This window comes from Neobacillus mesonae (assembly GCF_023715155.1).
Lineage (GTDB): Bacteria > Bacillota > Bacilli > Bacillales > Cytobacillaceae > Neobacillus > Neobacillus mesonae_A.
Genome location: NZ_JAMBNQ010000018.1, coordinates 77,271 through 96,658 on the forward strand (window position 1 = coordinate 77,271; position 19,388 = coordinate 96,658).

Genomic DNA, 19,388 nt, shown 5'->3' on the forward strand with positions numbered 1-19,388 from the left:
CTATCCCAATGCAACATCAAGAATCATCATCAAGACAAAACCAACCATTAAACTCATGGTGGCTAAATCTTTGTTGCCTTTTTCTTGTGATCCTGGAATCACTTCTTCTGCTACAACAAAAATCATGGCTCCAGCTGCAAAACTTAAAGCATAAGGCAGTAATGGTTCAATAAATGCAACGGCAAAAGCGCCAATGACTGCGGCAATCGGTTCAACCATTCCCGAAAACTGTCCGTAGAGGAAGCTTTTTCTTCTAGACATTCCCTCTCCTCTTAACGGCATAGAGACTGCCACACCTTCCGGAAGATTTTGAATACCGATTCCAAGGGCTAATGTCAATGCACCTGCTAAAGAAGCCTCGGTCCCTGTATTGGCCAATGCTCCAAAAGCAATCCCGACAGCTAACCCCTCTGGAATATTATGTAATGTGATGGCCAGTACCAGTAATGTACTTCTTTTTCTTTCTGTTGGATGATATCCTTCTGCATTCCCAATCGGAGCATTCGGGTGAAGGTGGGGTAAAACTTTATCTATTCCCCACAAAAAAATACCGCCCAATAAAAATCCCAATGCGGCTGGAAACCAGGGCCCTATTGGGTGGTCTTCTGATATTTCGATAGCTGGAGAAAGCAGCGACCAATAACTGGCTGCAATCATGACCCCACCGGCAAACCCCAACATTCCATCCATCAGCCGCTGATTAACCGTTTTGGTTGCAAAAACGAGTGCAGCTCCTATTGCCGTCATACCCCATGTAAACAAAGTAGCGATAAATGCCTGTACAATCGGATTAAAGGTTTGAAAAAAATCTATCATAGCGGGACACTCCTTTTTGTAACAAAAATGGATTTAGCTCAAAATGTTTCCCTTGTGAAACATTTTAATGATAAGCCAAAAGATAGTCAATTATTTTGACTTTCTATAATTAAATCCCTTTAGACATAGTTTTTCAAATTTTTCCATTACTAGCCAAAAATTCTTTTTTCTAAATCAATTTAATATTTCTTACAATAAAAAATACATCAATGGAGCCGCAGCCCCTTTGATTGTACCTATGTGTTGTAAACCACCTGTATTCTCCTTACAATGGACCTGAAACCCGCTATTGTAATCTGACCATAAATGCGTTCCCTTTTCCGGGTTCACTTTGGACTTCGATTTATTCCCTGATGCGTGTCTAAAATTCATTTGGCAATAGAAAGACCAAGCCCATACCCTATTTTTCTAGAAAGGGATTTATCCGCACGATAAAACCATTCAAAAATACGATTGAGCTCTTCTTTTCAGCTCCCAATTTCCGTATCACGGACTGCAAAATAAAATGTTACAATAAGGTTTATTCTTCTTCCTCATTAGGATATTTAATAGCATTATCTAAAAGTATAGACAAAACTTGAGATAACCATTGCAAATCGCCGGTTGCCATTATGGATTAGGTTCAAGCAGTCTGGTTTGATGTCAAAAGGGAGACTTGTCAAGATAAAAAAGAACCGCCCCCAGTGTTAGTTATTTGGGCGGCGTTCAATTCCGTTCAATCCTCATTAGAGTGATTCTCTTATTCGGTCTTCCGAAGTTTGCTTAATAACGTTTATTTTGTTCCTCGCCCCAAGATACATTTCTGCGTCGTCGTTCAACCATGCTTCGTGCATTTTCGAAAGTGTTTGGTCAATGATTGAGTCCAATGCTTCGCTTTGTGACATTGCCTTCAATTGCTTCAAAATAGGGACATAAATTTTGTATTCTTTATCAATCAATACGGGCGGATATTGCCCTTTCGGATATGTGTTGTAAAGCATTAATTCGCCGAACGGCATTAATGTGGAGATCCGATTTTGCAAATCTTCATCTTTTATATTTAAAAGATAATCAACCGCCGCCAAAACTTGCGGGTCTTTCAAGACGTCGGTATTCGGCTTGGGTGCTTCGTTCTTTTCCGTGTGTTCATTTATGTAATTGGCTTTCGCTTGCAAATCATCCGTCAACATTTGATTTTCCGGATAATCTTGGGCGTCTAATTTGAATTTTATTTTGTCCGCGTCACTCATATGATTAATAGTTTTGACATTTGCGGAACTAAGTCACTGTTGTCCTTTGCGTTTGCTTCACCCGAGCCCCCGACATTTGTCGAAAGTGCGAGTGTTCCAACGACAATAAGTCCCAATCCGCAAATTAATAATTTTTTCACAATCAATCCTCCTAGAATTATTTTCCTATTAACCGTAACATAATTAAAAAAGAATTTTAAGGGAAAACAATCACCCTATGACTTTACAAATTCTATTCTGATGCAAGTGTGTTTGACTATATTGCCTTTTCAGCCAACAGCCGAAGATTTCATATCGAAGTTATAAAGTATTTGAATCGGAAAGCGGCAATGTTAATAAGTCACTATCAAATGGCTCATTCTCTTTCATAATCCCACTAACCTGATAGAGGCTTTAAAATCATTGTTTTTAGTAAAACTAAAACACCCAAAGAATTCCTCTGAGCGTCAGTTTACATTTCGTTTATTCCATTTAATCCACTAGAAAATTTCCATTACTATTGTAAATGAGCACCAAATCTGCAAAAAATCCAAACCTGCAGCTAGGCATTTTCAAGAGTGTTTTCAATGTCATAATTCTGTTTCTTTTTCTCAAGCCAAGCAGAGTACTCGATTTCCACTTTTTTGGTCCAGCAGTATATCCTTTATTTCAGCTTTACTGTTATTATAATTTGCTGCTGCTGCTTTCTTTTTAGCTTCTACTTTTATAATATGATACCCATAATCTGTTTTAACCGGTTTGCTAATTTGACCAACCGGCAATGAAAATGCAGCATCTTCAAATTCTGTGACCATCGTTCCCTTTGCAAAAAAACCAAGCTCTCCGCCTGAAGCCTTTGAACCTTTATCAGTTGAATATTCTTTTGCTAATGCTGCAAAATCTTCGCCATTTTCCAGCCTTTGTTCGATTTCTCTTGCCGTCTTCTCGTCTGCAGCAAGAATATGACTGGCTTTTACCTGTTCTGGCTGAGAAAAGGAATCTTTGTTCTCCTCAAAGTACGTTTTCACTTCCTTATCGGTAATCTTCATTTCAGGTTCAATAAACTTCTTAATCAATAAGAAATTTTTCATATTCTCTTTTACTGCTGCAAGAGTAGTATTATTGCTTCCTAGAGCTTGGTTAAATACCTCCTCCCCACCATATGATTCTTGTATTTGTTCTATCTGTTTATTTAGCTCATTTTCAGAAATACTAATTTTTTTCTTTTTGGCCTCTAACTCAACAATTTTATTAGAAATTAATTGGTCTACCGCTTCGGAACCATATTGTTTAACCATTGCGTTATATAATTCATCTTTTGTAATGGCCTCGCTATTACTTTTTGCAACTGTATCGCTTTTTTTTAAGGTGAAACCAAGTACTGCCGCTGTTAATACAATTAATCCCATGATAAGCAGGATTGTCTTTTTATTTTGCTTTAGTATGGACATTCTTTTTTAATTCTCCCTTTCTATTATTCATACAGACAATCTTTAGCTTTAATCCCTGCTTCTTTTTGTCCTCTTCATGTTCACGTCAGAATTACTCTATATAACTGACTGCCTGTTCATCTGAAACGCCCTTGTTTATTCAGCCAGCTTTACATTTACTGTTATTTGCTTACCGTCACGATAAACTCCAAACTTGATTTCATCCCCAAAATTTACTTTTGTATATAAATACTTTCTTAATTCTGAGGAACTCTCGATCTTGGTTCCATTCATAGAAACAATGATATCCCCTTCTTGAAGCCCGCCGCGTGAAGCGGAAGAATTAGAATCAATGGTTGTGATCAGGACACCTTCTGTTATTTCATCAGGCAGTTTCTGCAAGTACATCTGCGAAACTTTTTCTAAATCTGCCAGTCCGACTCCTAGATAGGGGCGATTTATCTTTCCATTTTCAATTAATTGATTAATGATTGGGATAGCATCATTACTTAGAATCGCAAAGCCCAATCCTTCCACACCCGTCCCTGCAATTTTCAAACTATTGATTCCAATAACTTGTCCTTGTGAGTTGATTAAAGCCCCGCCGCTATTTCCTGCATTAATGGCCGCGTCTGTCTGTATGACATTTGTCTCCCAATCACCTGCTGAGGTTGAAACAGATATGGTGCGGTTTGTCGCACTGACAATCCCTTGTGTAACTGTTCTCGACAAATCCAGACCAAGCGGATTTCCAATCGCATAGACCTGGTCTCCAGGACGAAGCTTGGATGAATCACCAAATTCAGCGTTTGCTGTGACATATTTGGCATCCATTTTTAATACCGCCAAATCTGTTAAAGCATCCGCCCCAACAACTTCAGCTGTTGTCTTCTGGCCGTTATACAAGGATATTTCAAGTTTTGAGGCTCCCTCAATTACATGATTATTGGTGATAACATAAGCTGTTCCATTCGTTTTCTTAAAAATGACACCTGAACCGGACCCGCTTTCAACACTTTGGGAGGCAGTATCATTACGGTAAAAACGATTATTTTGCTCCTGGTAATTAACAATACCGACAACGCTCTTAGATACTTTTTCCACCATATCTGCTGCGGAATTAGTTGAAGCAGCAGTCGGTTGAACTTGAACTTTATTTGCAGAAGAGTCTTCATTTTGGGAACTGACAGATTGCTGACTTTCAATGCTTGGAAATAGATTTTTGATATAGTCGGTATTAGGGATAACAGCTAAAGTCACAGCTGACCCCATCACACCTGCAGACAGTATGGAAGTAAATCCCTTCATCCCTCTTTTATTCATTTCAAGACATCTCCTTTTAATCTCTTACTATTAGATATCTATACTCTAAGCTTCAAAGCTTAAGAAATGATTAACATCTTAAACAACATTAGATATTTTTGTGCTTCGATTTTAAAAATTTAAACTATGACACATTGTCACTTTTTAATTGACTTATGACATTGTGTCATATATAATTTGTTCAGTGATCAATCATGACACAGTGTCATCTTTTCAAGATAGGAGAGTCATTATGCCAAAACAAACGTTTTTCCACTTACCTAACGATAAACAGGACACTTTAATTGAATCAGCTAAGGAGGAGTTTTCCAGAGTTCCATTACATGAAGCAGCGATTGCTAACATTATCAAAAAAGCTGGGATTCCCCGAGGCAGTTTTTATCAATATTTTGAGGATAAGGAGGATTTATTTTACTACGTACTAAGCCAGTACTCGCAAAAAAATTATGAGCGGTTTATATCCTTTATGAAGGAAGAGGACGGAGATTTATTTGAAACATTTATTAAAGCATTTCAGTTTATGTTAAAAGACCATAAAAATCCAGAACACAAAAACTTCTTTCGAAATGCTTTTTTAAATATGAATTATAAACTCGAAAAAACATTAGCCAATAATGTTTATGAGGAGAATCAAAAAAACCAGTATTTAAAAATGCTTGACTTAATTGATACTCGAAGTCTAAACATCAAAAATGAACATGACCTGCCATCGATGATAAAAATTATTATGTCCGTAACCTTCCATAACATAATTCAAGTGTTTGTAAAGGATTTATCGGATGAAGAAGCATTAAACCAATATATAGAACATATGGAATTGCTAAAAAGAGGGTTTCATAAGTAATCATTTTATAGGATGAGGAGAAATCATATATGGATTCTGCATTACAACAAAAAAAACCACCTTATGTCATGCTTGCGATTCTTTTTATCGGAGCATTTGTTTCTTTTTTAAATAACTCGCTTTTAAATGTAGCCCTTCCGTCTATGATGGTCGATTTAGGAATTAAAGATTATTCGACGATACAATGGCTAGCTACAGGTTATATGCTGGTCAGCGGTGTGTTAGTTCCTGCATCTGCATTTTTAATGACACGCTTTTCAAATCGCAGTTTATTTATTACATCAATGGCTATCTTCACTTTAGGGACTGCTCTCGCAGCATTTGCCCCTAACTTTGGAGTATTACTAGGAGGCCGTATGATTCAGGCAGCCGGGTCCTCCGTCATGGGGCCGTTATTAATGAACATTATGTTAGTTAGTTTTCCACGCGAAAAACGTGGGGCAGCAATGGGAGTATTTGGGTTAGTCATGATTACCGCACCGGCCATCGGCCCAACATTATCAGGTTACATTGTTGAATATTATGACTGGCGTTTACTTTTCGAGATGATTTTACCATTAGCTGTCATTAGTTTACTATTAGCCATTTGGAAATCCGAAAATGTAATGGAACAAAACAAAAATGCAACTATTGATTACTTTTCCGTTGTATTATCTACGATTGGTTTTGGCGGGCTGCTTTATGGCTTCAGTTCTGCGAGTTCTGACGGCTGGACAGACCCAATTGTTTTATCAGCGTTAATTGCTGGGGCTGTTTCTTTGATTATTTTCGTTATCCGTCAGTTAAAAATGAATGAACCATTATTAGATTTACGTCCTTATAAATACCCAATGTTTGCTTTATCATCTGTTATTGCGATCGTTAATGCTGTAGCGATGTTCTCGGGTATGATTTTAACACCTGCCTATGTACAAAATGTAAGGGGCATTTCACCGTTAGATTCTGGATTAATGATGCTCCCGGGTGCAATTGTAATGGGGATTATGTCACCGATTACCGGTAAACTTTTTGATAAATTTGGTCCGCGTGTTCTTGCCGTATTGGGACTTTCGATTACAGCTGTATCTACTTATATGCTGGCTAATTTGCAAATCGACTCCAGTTACTCCTATATCATTCTAGTGTACACCCTGCGTATGTTGGGGATGTCCATGGTGATGATGCCGATAATGACAAATGGTCTAAATCAATTGCCAACACGTTTAAATCCGCATGGTACAGCCATTAATAATACAGCCCAGCAAGTGTCCGGTTCAATTGGAACAGCGATTCTTGTTACGATTATGAACTCTGTAACCAAAACAAAAGCAACAGATTTAATTGCAGGTGTGGACCCAGCCGCCATGACAAAAGCCACCCAGGCCTTGTTAACCCAGAAGGCTTTATTAGCCGGGATTCAATATTCTTTCTATGTGGCATTAGGGATTAATATTGTTGTTTTAATACTTGCATTTTTTGTAAAACGTGTAGATACAAGTGAAGAAGCAGTAAGAAAGTTAAATCAGGAGAATACACAAACTAAAGTTGTGACCAATTAACCAATGATGAGGCGGATGTTTTATACATCCGCCTCATTTTTCTTAGGCTTACTTCTTTAGACTTACTTTTTCATTCTTTCTGTTGTTGAAGAGGGGTTTTCCTCGCATTCCCAACCAGTTTTGTCCCATAGCGACCATCTCATTTCTCCCGGTTCACCATATAATCCATTAGGTACTTCAAGAAAATGGTATTACCCGGGATTTCCTTCAAAGTTTCCAATGCCAGACAGTAATGATTCCACATTTCCTTTTTTGCACCATCAAGCCCTAGAATGGACACGAAGGTTGTATTGTTATTTGCTGCATCCTGCCCAATAGGTTTTCCAAGCAGAGCCATATCTCCTTCTACATCCAGCAGGTCGTCTTTAATCTGAAAAGCAATCCCGGCATGACGGGCAAAATTTTTTAAAGCTGCCATTTCTTTTTCATCAGCCCCTGCCAAAATTGCGGGCATGATAAGGGAGGCCTCAAAAGCTAATCCTGTTTTATAATGGCACATCAAATTCAGCTGTTCCTGGGTCAATGGCTTCCCCTTCGATTCCAAGTCCATTGCCTGTCCCCTGCACAAATCCGCCGTTATCTGTGCCGAATATTGAATTAATTGCAGGACCGCCTTTGTATCAAATAGATGAAGGGCTGCTTGTTCTTCAATAGCTTTTTGTGTTAGAAAAAGACCTGTTAATTCTGCTGTGGCAATAGTATATCTTTTATGCAAAGTGGAACGCCCTCTTCGGACGGATGCATTATCCTGGGCTGGCAGATCGTCAAAGATAAGGGAAGCAGTATGCATATATTCCAATGATTTTAATAGCGGTTTAATTGCCGAACCTTTCAAACCATATTTTTTAACTCCCATAAACCAAGTGATGATCGGCCTTAGTCTCTTGCCATTTCCCTCAAGACTGTAATTGGCAGCTTCTATAATACATTCTTCCGGCAATTCCTTATTTTCTGGAATTCTTAGGTACTCATTCATTTCACGTCGTATCTTTTCAATCGTATCTAAAAATTCCTCCCGCTCCCTATTTTCATTTTTTATGACGGTAATCATATGATCCCTTAGCAGTTTATCGAAGAAATCCACATCACTTGCTTTGCGCACCATCTTTTGGATAAGGAAAAAAAATTTTTGATTTTCGAAAGCAAACCGTTCCATTACCTCATTGTATTTTTTAGTTCCCATTCGTACTTTGAACCGTTTTAAACTATTAATGGCCCGGTCCAGGATTACCTCACAGACCTTAGAATCTGATTGATACACATTATGGATTAAATAGGTAATGACCGCCCAGTATAATTCAAAAGGGTTGATCAAATCAGGACGCATATTATGATATTTCCAATAGTAGGTATAAGGTGTTACCGCACCGGTATCCAAGTCATCAAACAAATCGGAAAAATCATCTGCCAGCTGATTATAAATTCCATAGTAAAACGTCCGGCTGTCAAAGCCCTCATCTTCCTCGGTACTAAGGATAGATCGAGCAATTAATCGGGAGGAAGCTGATTTTATAATGATTGGAATAAAGAGTTCTTCATTGGTGTAATGGGCATTGGAGAGGTTTTTGACACGGTCTGCATGCTGAGAATGAAAAAACACATAGGCTTGCTCTAAAAAACTTTTTCTGAAAGCTTGCCGTTGATGTTTTTTTATATATTCAAAGGCCTCAAGGAGTTCTGAATGGACATAATGAATTAAGGCCGCATTTTCTTCAGCCCACCTTCCCAATTTAGGAACAGTTCCTGTCACAAGGGTCGTCCGAATTAAATCTGAATAATGTTCTTTTTCTTTTGCTGATAATACATTGGAGTCTAACAAATCATCAATAAAAGGGTAGGTAAGCCCGTATGAATAGCCCAGCCTGACTGCTGTATCCAGCCTATTAGCTCTTTTGTCAGGGGACACATCATCATCCATCTCATCTAACACGTGCATGACCACACCAGCTACAATTTTAATAAGCTTGCGTTCTGCATGAACTGCATCCATTCCTTTTGGAATATTGGCTGAAACCGTCTTTAATTTATTTTGCAGCCAAATGATGGCCGTTTCAATTCCTTCTTTTTGAGCCCATCGGTACAACCCAGCCATACTGAAGTCATCAGATTGTGCTCCCCTTTTTTTCAAATGTTCTTTTAAGTTTGCAGTTACACGCTTAATCTGTGTTCGTGTTTCTTTCAAATGAAGGTCCTTGCCAAGATCCCGCATATAAATATAGGAGATGCTCCTGTCAAGATATTGATCCAATTTTCCGGTGTAATTGAGCCAGCGGATATAATTGTGGTACTCAGCGGCATCCACCTTTTTCTTTTTGTGTAAAAAAATTTGAAGTTGAATATGCTTCTGTTTCCACCATTGGAAATCTTTTGTCAGGGAAGGGACATAGCTTTTATCTGAGACTAAACTATTCAATAATTCAAAATATTTTTCAGCCTGCTGTTCAGCTTGAAGATAGCATAAATCGGGATTTATTATATTTTTCTCCTCCATCTATCCCATTACCTCTCGTTTATCGTCATTTATCAAAATATATTTATATATAGTCTAAAATACCATCTTTATGACCGTTATGCTTCATATTCCTCTTTTTAATTTTAAAAAAATCCCCTCGATGTATACGAGAGGATTTGAATCTCTATATTGATAGACTTCGTGCCAATTGATATAGGGACATATCAATTTCATGTTTTTCCTTCTCCGCCTGTTCAAAGGATTTTGCTATTACTTTTCCGCTAGTAACAGCAATCATGCATCCATGCTGTCCTTCAATTAACAAATCGACAGCCTTGGCTCCCATTTGGCTGCCAATCATCCGGTCATAGACAGATGGATTACCACCGCGTTGAAGGTATCCTAAAACCATCACCCTTGTTTCCAATTGAATGCGTTTTTTTATTTCTTCGCTGATTTCTTCCGCTTTGCAGACACCTTCCGCCACAACAATAATATTATGCATTTTCCCTCGTTCGCGCCCGCGTTTCATTCGTTCAATGATGTCTTCTATATGATAGGGAGTTTCGGGAATCAGGATGGATTCAGCACCTGCACATAATCCAGCCCATAAGGCAATATCCCCGGCTCCGCGTCCCATTACTTCAACAATTGTTGTTTTTTCATGTGAATAGGCTGTATCTCGAATTTTATCGATTGCCTCTACGGCTGTACTAACTGCAGTACTAAAACCAATGGAATATTCTGTACCAGCAATATCATTGTCAATAGTTCCCGGTATTCCAATCACCGGAAGGCCCTTCTTGCCTAATTTTTTTGCCCCTTGAAATGAGCCGTCCCCGCCAATGACAACAAGCCCCTCAATACCTAACTTTTCCAGCTGTTCAATCCCTTGCTGCTGTCCTTCTTCCGTCTTAAATCTTTCACTTCGGGAAGTACGAAGCATCGTCCCGCCACGGTGGATAATATCCCCTACGCTTCCCAGCTGCATCTGCTCAATATGACCTTCCAATAATCCTTCATATCCATTGTATACACCATATACATCTAGTCCTTGTTCAATTCCCCTTCTTACAACTGCGCGGATTGCAGCATTCATTCCAGGTGCATCCCCGCCGCTTGTTAAAACAGCAAGTTTTTTCATGTTTTCACTTCTTCCCATAGAGTCTAATTCGTTGATGAATTGTACTTATTTGAAGTCTGCCTTTTGACCAAATACTAAGACAGAACATTCTATTGTTATCGCAAGATTAGAAAGTTTTCTATTCTTTAAAATACCAGTATACTATGTATCTCACATGCTAAATATACTGATTAAAAAAATCCTTGTCAATTAGTTACGTTCATGGGCTTTTTTCTTTATCTAAAAAAAAACAACGTCAAACCGGGACGCTGTTAAGTGGGGACACTCTCCCTCCTATTTTATGTAAAATAAAACTACTACTTTGAACTTAATTTGTCTCTTTCCACAGCATATGGCGGCTTTTCAAACCATCCATTTTCAATCATAATCTTAACTGCCTCTTCTACAAATAAGCCGATACTTACTAAATCTCTTGTATACAACATTCCAATATCATGTCTGCCATTTACAGCCATCGCGTTTCCGTAAGATCTAATTTTCATTGAAAACATATCCATTTTATGAAATAGCATCAATTTATCCGAAAATGGCGGATAAGTTGATGTTGTAACTAAATGGTCATGTAAAGTAGGGGATGGCAAACTTTCATTATTTAATTTTTCTACACAGCGGTCAATTGACTTGTGAGTGATTTCCTTCCCTCTGACAAACAATTTCCGAATCTTTTCAGATTTTACAACTTGAGCAAACGCCATAATCAAGGCCTTACTGGTCGCATTATTTTCAATATTATCGTAAAAATGAGCAATTTCTAATGCATGTAATGGACGAACTGTACCAAAGAACCCATTTAAAAAATCACTCTTGATAAATTCTACTTTATTAGGGGTTGGAATGGTCGGCGGCTTGATAATAAATCCTTTATTCATTAAAATGTCCTTAATTTGTTCAATCAGCTCCATCGTCGAATGCATGCAGTAAATGAAAAATTCCCTCACATCTTTTCTAAAAACGAGCGGGATTGCAACATTGTAAATACTCATTCCTGCTTTCGCCGTATATTTTAAATAATGAACATAAAATTGATCTTCGAATAATCTAGGAGCACCCAAATTTACGTCTTCTTCTGTAAATCCTTGAGGTAAAGGAATGTTTTCCTTCTTAAAAATATCCGTAGTCCTATTCACAAAATCTGTACTTAAATATAGGGCATTTTCTAATAAGACCCTGATTTCCTTATCATCACAATGCTGTAAGTAATATTGTAAAATGCATTTTGCCATGCTGTTTCCCATATAAGTTGCCCACAGCTTTCCCAACTCTACTGCTGTTAGTTTTTCATTGAGGTCGGACTTCGTTGAACCTAATTCAATGGGTTTAATTATATCCACGACAAAATCTCCCTTGCTAATTTTGTCTTATTATTCTTCCAACAAATCGAACATATTCTTTTATTTCCAAATTAGGAAAAATGGATTAGATTTAATTAAAAAAATCCCATCTTAAAGACGGATTTTAACACTTTTTTACTATAAACCAAATTTATTTGGGGCTTTTCCCACACAATACTCGCTCCAAATTTTTTCTTTATCGAAGGCCTTTTTTCCGTTCAATTGAGCATTACTTACCATCGCCGTTATTTTATTGTTAAAAAGACCATCAGTAAAAACGGAAAATACCATATCTCGATTATTTATATCACGGACCTCGTATGAATTTAACCCGATATGTTTCTTATTTATTCTTATACTAATGATTTTTGGGCTTTCGGATATGCTGTCTGGGTGCTGTTCTAATACTCCTGCATCAGTGAAAAAAATATGTATAAGAAAAATTTTTTCATCATCTTGTCTCCTCATTATTTAAGTATGATAAAAATTGTAAGTTGAGAAAAAAATGATAATTTCATGACCTTTTGCCTGTTTTACAGATTAAATAAAAAAGCCTTATTCCGCTGCATAATATCGGGATAAGGCTTTTATTTATAAGTATTTAATTTTCAAAGGGTTTGGTTTTTATCGAACTCTTTTAGCATTTGTAAATTTAGATGGATTAAATGTAGCAATTTTTACAACATCACCAGTTTGCGGTGCGTGAATATATTTACCGCCGCCAATATAAATACCTACGTGGTATGCAGGGTTTCCTCGGAATACTAAATCCCCTGGCTGTACTTGGCTTAACGGTACACTTGTTCCAACCCGTTGCTGATCACGTGAAACCCTTGGAAGGCTGACGCCGGCTTGACGGTATACATATTGAACGAATCCAGAACAGTCAAATCCTCTTGGAGTAGTTCCGCCCCAAACATATGGAACTCCTAGGTATTGTTTTGCAATAGAAATAACTGAACCTGCTGAAGCCGAGCCAGAAGAAGTTACCTTCTTCGCTGGTGCTGGTTTAGGAGCCGGAGCTGGTTTTGACGATTTAGTATCATTATTAGTTGATGCTGGTTGTTGACGAACTTGATGCTGTTCCTGAGAAGCTTGTTGAGCTGGCTGTGCAGCTTGTTGTGTTTGCTGCTGTGCTGCTTTTTCAGCCTCTTCTTGAGCACGGCGGGCTAATTCAGCCTGTCTTTTAGCTTCTTGTTCTTCATTATATTGAGTCTGCAGGTTGGCAAAGTCGTCTTTTGCAGCCGCTAATGCTGTTTGAATTTCCTGTTTATCCTTTTCAATACTTTGCTGTAAAGCAGTTAATTCATCCTTAGCTTTTTGCAGGCTGTCTAATTCATTTTGTAATTTTTCTTGGGCAGTTTTTAATGCCTGCTCTTTTTCCTTTAAACCATTTAATAAATCAGAGTCACTTTGAAGGACCTGTGAAATAGCTGTAAAGCGTGTAAAAAACTGTGAAAGATCATCAGATGAAAGCAGTAATTCTGCATAAACAGCAATCGACTGTTTTCCTTCTAATTGAATACTTTTCAGTCTTTCAGCATATACCGCTTTGTGAACTTCTAAATCTTCTTTGGCAGTTTTAATTTCAGCTTCTGTTCCCTTAACTTTTTCTTGCATGGTTTTAATTTGACCGCTGAGTTCTTCACTCTTCGTCATTGAATTGCTGATTTTATCATCTAGTATCTGAACCCTAGTTTCAAAATCTTCAACTCGTTGTTGAGCACTATGTAATTGTCCTTGTGTAACTGGTGGTGCAGCAAAGGCAGGGGTTACTTGAATCATTGACGTGATAACGGCAACCGATACCGTATATTTTAAGAATTTCTTAATCATTATTAAATCTCCTTTATTTCCTATCATTCTTTCGGACTCGGAATATATTACTAGTTTATCTTCCAAATTAGCGAAAAACAATAAGTCTGTCGGTAATGTAATATAATTGTAATTTTATGTAGAAAAATATAATGAAAAATCGACAAATATTACATTTATATTAAGAAAATTTTCAAAGTATTAAGGAAATCAGCTTAATGCAGGAAGATTTGGCAGTGCCATGTATTGCAAATCGATTATTCGACAAAACTAGAATCAAGTGAAAAACAGTGCGTACAAAGACTAACCAATCGTAAGTCTATTACAAAACGGGTTGAATGATTTTTCAAAAAAGGAAAATTGTATTAGAGGAGTAGTAAGAGTGAAAAAAAAAGAAGTTATTAATCTTCTGACGTTAATTGAGTCGGCTTATCCTCATTGCGTTACCAAAGATGAAACGGTTCGGTGCTGGTTTAATTTCTGTTCCGATATAGATTATGAAAAAGTGCTTTCACAGCTAAAAGTTCATATTCGGTCTAGTCCCTTTCCCCCTACTATTATGGATATTGCCGTGTTTACTTCTGAGAATGATGTTCCGAGCGACTTACAAATTTGGATAAAGGAAGGACGTGAGAGAATGGAATATGTTCGGCGTAATGCCAAACGAAAACCACTGCCGGATTGGTTACGTGAATACTCCCCAAGAAAATCTGTATGAAGCTGATCTATACGAATAAGTGTCAGCTTTTTAGAGCCTGACTACAATTTTGAAGCTTAAAATCTGCTATCCTAATTGTCCATCAGAAGAAAAACGTTTGGTACCAAGGCATCAGACACCGCTTTGAAGGACACTTTTCTAAAAAAACTTGGGACAAAAAAATAGGCCAGTTCCCCATCGATTACAAGTTTGGAGAACTGGCCACCTTTTAACTTCATCTATACTACAGATGAGGTCTGTTTTATTAGAGTTCCATTTTTACCAAGTTTACCGCCTAGTGCATCCCAAACTCGTTAGGACATTAAAATGGGTTTGTTGCCAAAAAGCTTGCTGTTTTCACATAGATTCGTGGATGCAACTTTAATTGGGAAACGATAAATTCCGCAATATCTTCCGGCTGCATATATTTCTCATTATTATTTTCAGAAATTAAGTTGGTATTAATCGCCAGTTCTGTTGCTACTGTGCTTGGAGTTAACGCCGTTACACGGATATTATTTCTTCGGACTTCTTGTGCTAAAGATTCAGTCAAACCAATTAAGCCAAATTTTGAAGCGCTGTATGCACTTGATGTGGCAGCACCATTTAATCCATTGGTTGATGATATGTTGATGATATCCCCGCCATTTTTTTCAATTAATTGTGGAAGAACAGTATGGGTTACATAATAAGGGCCCATTAAATTAACGTCGATGATTTTTTTCCACTCCTGTGGATCCATTTCTAAAAGTGTTTCAAATTTGCCAATTCCTGCATTATTAATTAAAATATCTGCTTTGCCTAACTCATTTGTAATTTTTCCAACCGCTTTCTCAACATTTTCCAATGAAGAAACATCAACGGCTGCATATGCTGCTTTGACTCCGTAACTTTCAATTTCACTAGCTGCTTCCTTTAATGCAGATTCAGTTCTTGCAAGCAGCCCAATGTGAACTCCTTCCTTTGCTAATGCAATGGCGGCTGCTTTACCAATTCCTCTTCCCGCACCAGTTATAAAGGCAACTTTTCCTTCCAATGATTGCGTCATCATCTACAACTCCTTATGTAATTTTTCAAACACCATGTTTTAGTATATCCAAATGGGGATTTTTTTCGCCCCTTTGATATAACTTCACCGTTCATTTTACCTCCAAGAATCGTTTCTTTCCATTATTATGGACAGTAAAAAGTATCTACTAATCACATACACTTTTAAATTATTTTTGCTAATATTTCCTTGCATAATAAACCATATTTAAAAATACAACAGTAATATAAAGTGATATAATCAAAGTTAATAGATGGTAGGCGGAGATATTAATAATATCCAGGTAAGGATTAATCAATAATAGTAAGATGAATATAATGCCCAGCATCCAAAAGTAACTTACATAAATTCCTCTCTCTCTTATTTTTTGAGCACGTTCATCTTTTGCTGCAAAATGATCTGATAAATAAGCCATGGAAAAACTCATAATGGTAATCGCAAATGCCATTATTCCTTCTGGAAATTTTCCATTAGAGATATAGGCCCCGTTAACAATAATGGCATTCAATAACAAAAGGATTCCCAATATTAGGAACGTTGCCTTCTTATTTTTCATCCTTCTCCTCCTCGTAAATAAAGATATCTTCAATTTTACAGTTAAAAATATGAGCTAATTTAAATGCCAATATAATAGATGGATTATAGCGTTCTCTTTCTAATGAAATAATGGTTTGTCTTGATACACCTAATTGTTCAGCCAGTTGATCTTGTGTTAAATCCTTTTTAGCCCGCAGCTCTTTTATTCTATTCTTCATTTCATCACCCGCTAAATGTAAAGCTTACTTTACTCTATTCCGGTAGTCAAGTTAACTTTAATTTGATTATTGATTTAATAAATTGCTGGGGCATTCCTTTTAATAAATCTATTTTAATTGAAAAGGCTCAGCTCCATTTCCTTTAAGGATGGAGCTGAACCTTTCATTCGTTAATCGTATGTTGGAAGTTGCCGCTTTACGAACATACTGATTTTCTATTGTGAAATGTACCTATAATATGGGTGATAAAAGCCGAGAAATGGATTCCTTTATCCTCATAAGGGCAGATCTTTCCATATATCGTTCCAAGGTAAGTTCCGAACATAATGCACTGTCTCTTAAAAAGGAACTATGCAGGGTTTGGGCGATTTTTTCATCATAGACAATGGCATTTACCTCAAAGTTCAATCTGAAGCTTCGGGTATCGATATTCATCGTTCCCACGGAAGCTACTTCCTGGTCGACAACAATGGTCTTTGAGTGTAAGAAGCCATTCTCATACAGCAGAATTTTGGCACCATACGATAAAAGTTCCCCTACATAAGCCCAATTCGCCCCTTCCACAAAGGGATGGTCCGGCTTGCTGGGAATCATAATCCGCACATCCAAACCGGACAGCAGGGCAATTTTGCAGACATCCATAAAACTTGTATCAGGAATAAAATAGGGTGTTTGAATGTAAACACATTTTGTCGCCGACGAAATCAGTTTAATATACATATTTTTCAAATGTTCTGTCCGCGAGTTTGGTCCGCTTGCCACAATCTGTACAGGACTAGAGCCAGTATGTTTTTCAGTCGGCAGCATAAATTCTTCAATCTGTTTATTTTCCTTATGTCCTGCTTGGTTCCAGTCCAAGTTAAACCTGCCTTGGATATGAAACACGGCTTCTCCTTTTACCCTTAAGTGTGTATCCCTCCAATATCCAAACTTTTTATTTAATCCTAAATATTCATTCCCTACATTAAAGCCGCCGATATATGCAATTTTCCCATCAATAATACAAAGTTTTCTATGATTTCGATTATTAATCCGAAAATTGATCAGTTTAAGAAACGAAGGAAAAAACACCTCTACTTGCCCGCCATATGAAATCAATTCTTTAAAGAAATCCGGAGAAATTCTTCTTGAACCAATTTCATCATAAAGAATGCGTACTTTGACACCTTCTTTGGCTTTTTTAGTAAGTTCATCCCTAAGCCTTTTTCCTAAAGAATCCCGCTGAATGATATAGTACTGGATATTAATTTCCTTTTTGGCTGATTGAATATCTTTAAACAACGCGTTAAATTTTTCTTTTCCATCATCAAAAATCTGAATCTCATTATCGGTTGTCATAATTGCGTTGGAGGACTTCAAATTCATTCTGATTAAATCAGCATATTTCTTAAGCAACGGGAAACTGCGTTCATAATTTGTTTTTAGCAGGTCAAGCTGTTCGTTAACAGTTGATTGGAGATATGCCCTTTCTTTTGATGAAAGATGGTAGAAGTTTTTCCGTTTTACCCCCCTGCCCAGAAAGACATAAATAAGAAATCCAATAATCGGAATGAATACAAGAACTAGCAGCCAGGCCCATGTATACCCGATTTCTCTCCGTTCAAAAAATACAACCCCCGCAGCAAGTGTTAGGTTGATAATCATAATAATTAATACGATAAGTATGATCAAACTGCTTATTGACATAATATTTCCTTTCGTACTAGATTCCACATTTTTTTAGACCTTCAGGATGATGAAGTAATATTTATCTTTACCCTGATAATGATCATTCACCGTTAATATTCTACCATCTAAGGAAAAAAGCAGGAAATTTAAATGGCCTTTATTCTTATTTTTCTTGGTTTTTTTTCATGAAGGTATAGGGGGGTTGCTATGTTACTCTTCAACTTAATATTTTGGAGAGATGGGCACGCAGCGGACCGCTATGTTTCCTTTTATTTTGATATTTTAGATGTTTGGGAATGTTGAAGGCGGCTATGTTTCCTTTTGCCTTGTTTTTTTGGATGTTTGGGCACGTAGAGGGCGGCTATGTCCTTTTAACTTTATTCTTACCACCAGCAACCGTTTCATCCTTCTTCAGGGAAGGTCATCGATTTCTTTTTTACCGCCAGCACACCTATGAAGGACAGGTCTCCTCGGTTTGCCAGTAATTTTGTCTTTCATCACACCTATGAAAGACAGGTTCCTTGGTTCACCGGTGATTTTGTCCTTCATCACACCTATGAAGGACAATTCTCCTTGGTTCCCCAGTAATTTTGTCTTTCATCACACTTATGAAGGACAATTCTCCCTGGGTCACCGGTGATTTTGTCCTTCATCACACCTATGAAAGACAATTCTCCTTGGTTCCCAGTAATTTTGTCCTTCATCACACCTATGAAAGACAGGTTCCTTGGTTCACCGGTGATTTTGTCTTTCATCACACTTATGAAGGACAATTCTCCCTGGGTCACCGGTGATTTTGTCTTTCATCACACTTATGAAGGACAATTCTCCCTAGTTCACCGGTGATTTTGTCTTTCATCACACTTATGAAGGACAATTCTCCCTAGTTCCCCGGTGATTTTGTCTTTCATCACACCTATGAAGGACAAGTCTTTTTGGTTCACCGGTGATTTTGTCCTTCATCACACTTATGAAGGACAATTCTTTTTGGTTCACCGGTGATTTTGTCTTTCATCACACCTATGAAGAACAAGTCTTTTTGGTTCACCGGTGATTTTGTCTTTCATCACACTTATGAAGGACAAGTCTTTTTGGTTCACCGGTGATTTTGTCTTTCATCACACCTATGAAAGACAATTCTCTTTGGTTCACCGGTGATTTTGTCCTTCATCACACCTATGAAAGACAATTCTGAAGTGAACCCCTTAAGTTGGACTAATATCTAGCATAAGGGGTTTTTAGTTTGGTTAAATATACAAGTGAATATAAAGAAACTATTGTATTGGAGTATTTAAATGGAGGAGGAGGATTGGGAGGAC

Annotated in this window: 16 protein-coding genes; 3 read left to right on the forward strand and 13 right to left on the reverse strand. The window is 37.5% G+C overall.

All coding sequences use genetic code 11. The features are described from left to right. From M3183_RS15490 to M3183_RS15510, 5 genes are all read right to left on the reverse strand, one after another. Positions 1-816, reverse strand: coding sequence for a ZIP family metal transporter (locus M3183_RS15490; RefSeq protein WP_251471050.1), 816 nt, complete (start codon positions 814-816; stop codon positions 1-3). Positions 817-1,541: 725 nt separating this feature from the next. Next, the gene (locus M3183_RS15495) at positions 1,542-1,985 is read right to left on the reverse strand and encodes a hypothetical protein (RefSeq protein ID WP_251471051.1); all 444 of its coding nucleotides are present in this window, start codon (positions 1,983-1,985) and stop codon (positions 1,542-1,544) included. Positions 1,986-2,041: 56 nt separating this feature from the next. After that, on the reverse strand, positions 2,042-2,185 hold the full coding sequence (locus M3183_RS15500; protein ID WP_251471052.1) for a hypothetical protein: 144 nt from the start codon (positions 2,183-2,185) through the stop codon (positions 2,042-2,044). 450 nt (positions 2,186-2,635) lie between these two features. Beyond that, on the reverse strand, positions 2,636-3,475 hold the full coding sequence (locus M3183_RS15505; protein ID WP_251471053.1) for a peptidylprolyl isomerase: 840 nt from the start codon (positions 3,473-3,475) through the stop codon (positions 2,636-2,638). Between the two features lie 135 nt (positions 3,476-3,610). After that, positions 3,611-4,777: a S1C family serine protease gene (locus M3183_RS15510; RefSeq protein ID WP_251471054.1), complete on the reverse strand. Its 1,167-nt coding sequence runs from the start codon at positions 4,775-4,777 to the stop codon at positions 3,611-3,613. A 232-nt stretch (positions 4,778-5,009) separates the two neighbouring features. On the opposite strand from M3183_RS15510, the gene M3183_RS15515 reads away from it, so the two are divergent. Together M3183_RS15515 and M3183_RS15520 are read left to right on the forward strand one after the other, a co-directional pair. Beyond that, positions 5,010-5,621, forward strand: a complete 612-nt coding sequence (locus M3183_RS15515) for a TetR/AcrR family transcriptional regulator (RefSeq protein WP_251471056.1) — start codon at positions 5,010-5,012, stop codon at positions 5,619-5,621. A gap of 29 nt (positions 5,622-5,650) precedes the next feature. Further along, entirely contained in the window at positions 5,651-7,159 is a 1,509-nt protein-coding gene (locus M3183_RS15520; RefSeq protein ID WP_251471058.1) for a DHA2 family efflux MFS transporter permease subunit, read from the forward strand. 139 nt (positions 7,160-7,298) lie between these two features. On the opposite strand, the gene M3183_RS15525 is transcribed toward M3183_RS15520, so the two are convergent. The 4 genes from M3183_RS15525 to M3183_RS15540 form a co-directional block, all read right to left on the reverse strand. After that, positions 7,299-9,650 carry a polyprenyl synthetase family protein gene (locus M3183_RS15525; RefSeq protein WP_251471060.1) on the reverse strand — a complete coding sequence of 784 codons (2,352 nt, stop codon included), beginning with the start codon at positions 9,648-9,650 and terminating at the stop codon, positions 7,299-7,301. A 145-nt stretch (positions 9,651-9,795) separates the two neighbouring features. Continuing rightward, on the reverse strand, positions 9,796-10,755 hold the full coding sequence (pfkA, locus tag M3183_RS15530; RefSeq protein WP_251471061.1) for a 6-phosphofructokinase: 960 nt from the start codon (positions 10,753-10,755) through the stop codon (positions 9,796-9,798). 296 nt (positions 10,756-11,051) lie between these two features. Next, a complete protein-coding gene (locus tag M3183_RS15535) occupies positions 11,052-12,086 on the reverse strand; it encodes a DUF3231 family protein (RefSeq protein ID WP_251471064.1) in 1,035 nt (344 codons plus the stop codon). A 624-nt stretch (positions 12,087-12,710) separates the two neighbouring features. Beyond that, entirely contained in the window at positions 12,711-13,922 is a 1,212-nt protein-coding gene (locus M3183_RS15540; protein ID WP_251471065.1) for a C40 family peptidase, read from the reverse strand. A 361-nt stretch (positions 13,923-14,283) separates the two neighbouring features. Here M3183_RS15540 and M3183_RS15545 point away from each other — a divergent pair, with 361 nt between their 5' ends. Beyond that, positions 14,284-14,619, forward strand: a complete 336-nt coding sequence (locus M3183_RS15545; protein WP_251471067.1) for a replicative helicase loader/inhibitor — start codon at positions 14,284-14,286, stop codon at positions 14,617-14,619. A gap of 301 nt (positions 14,620-14,920) precedes the next feature. On the opposite strand, the gene M3183_RS15550 is transcribed toward M3183_RS15545, so the two are convergent. From M3183_RS15550 to cls, 4 genes are all read right to left on the reverse strand, one after another. Next, positions 14,921-15,646 carry a 3-ketoacyl-ACP reductase gene (locus tag M3183_RS15550; protein WP_251471077.1) on the reverse strand — a complete coding sequence of 242 codons (726 nt, stop codon included), beginning with the start codon at positions 15,644-15,646 and terminating at the stop codon, positions 14,921-14,923. A 178-nt stretch (positions 15,647-15,824) separates the two neighbouring features. Next, positions 15,825-16,202 carry a hypothetical protein gene (locus tag M3183_RS15555; protein ID WP_251471069.1) on the reverse strand — a complete coding sequence of 126 codons (378 nt, stop codon included), beginning with the start codon at positions 16,200-16,202 and terminating at the stop codon, positions 15,825-15,827. Continuing rightward, on the reverse strand, positions 16,192-16,401 hold the full coding sequence (locus M3183_RS15560; RefSeq protein ID WP_251471070.1) for a helix-turn-helix transcriptional regulator: 210 nt from the start codon (positions 16,399-16,401) through the stop codon (positions 16,192-16,194). Before M3183_RS15560 ends, M3183_RS15555 begins: the two co-directional genes overlap by 11 nt. A 231-nt stretch (positions 16,402-16,632) precedes the next feature. Then, the gene (gene cls, locus M3183_RS15565; RefSeq protein ID WP_251471071.1) at positions 16,633-18,087 is read right to left on the reverse strand and encodes a cardiolipin synthase; all 1,455 of its coding nucleotides are present in this window, start codon (positions 18,085-18,087) and stop codon (positions 16,633-16,635) included. Positions 18,088-19,388 lie beyond the last annotated feature (1,301 nt).

Coding starts and splice junctions, on each gene's coding strand:
- M3183_RS15490 (WP_251471050.1), bottom strand. CDS start 816: ATGATAGATTTTTTTCAAACCTTTAATCCGATTGTACAGGCATTTATC.
- M3183_RS15495 (WP_251471051.1), bottom strand. CDS start 1,985: ATGTTGACGGATGATTTGCAAGCGAAAGCCAATTACATAAATGAACAC.
- M3183_RS15505 (WP_251471053.1), bottom strand. CDS start 3,475: ATGTCCATACTAAAGCAAAATAAAAAGACAATCCTGCTTATCATGGGA.
- M3183_RS15510 (WP_251471054.1), bottom strand. CDS start 4,777: ATGAATAAAAGAGGGATGAAGGGATTTACTTCCATACTGTCTGCAGGT.
- M3183_RS15515 (WP_251471056.1), top strand. CDS start 5,010: ATGCCAAAACAAACGTTTTTCCACTTACCTAACGATAAACAGGACACT.
- M3183_RS15520 (WP_251471058.1), top strand. CDS start 5,651: ATGGATTCTGCATTACAACAAAAAAAACCACCTTATGTCATGCTTGCG.
- M3183_RS15525 (WP_251471060.1), bottom strand. CDS start 9,650: ATGGAGGAGAAAAATATAATAAATCCCGATTTATGCTATCTTCAAGCT.
- pfkA (WP_251471061.1), bottom strand. CDS start 10,755: ATGAAAAAACTTGCTGTTTTAACAAGCGGCGGGGATGCACCTGGAATG.
- M3183_RS15540 (WP_251471065.1), bottom strand. CDS start 13,922: ATGATTAAGAAATTCTTAAAATATACGGTATCGGTTGCCGTTATCACG.
- M3183_RS15550 (WP_251471077.1), bottom strand. CDS start 15,646: ATGACGCAATCATTGGAAGGAAAAGTTGCCTTTATAACTGGTGCGGGA.
- M3183_RS15555 (WP_251471069.1), bottom strand. CDS start 16,202: ATGAAAAATAAGAAGGCAACGTTCCTAATATTGGGAATCCTTTTGTTA.
- M3183_RS15560 (WP_251471070.1), bottom strand. CDS start 16,401: ATGAAGAATAGAATAAAAGAGCTGCGGGCTAAAAAGGATTTAACACAA.
- cls (WP_251471071.1), bottom strand. CDS start 18,087: ATGTCAATAAGCAGTTTGATCATACTTATCGTATTAATTATTATGATT.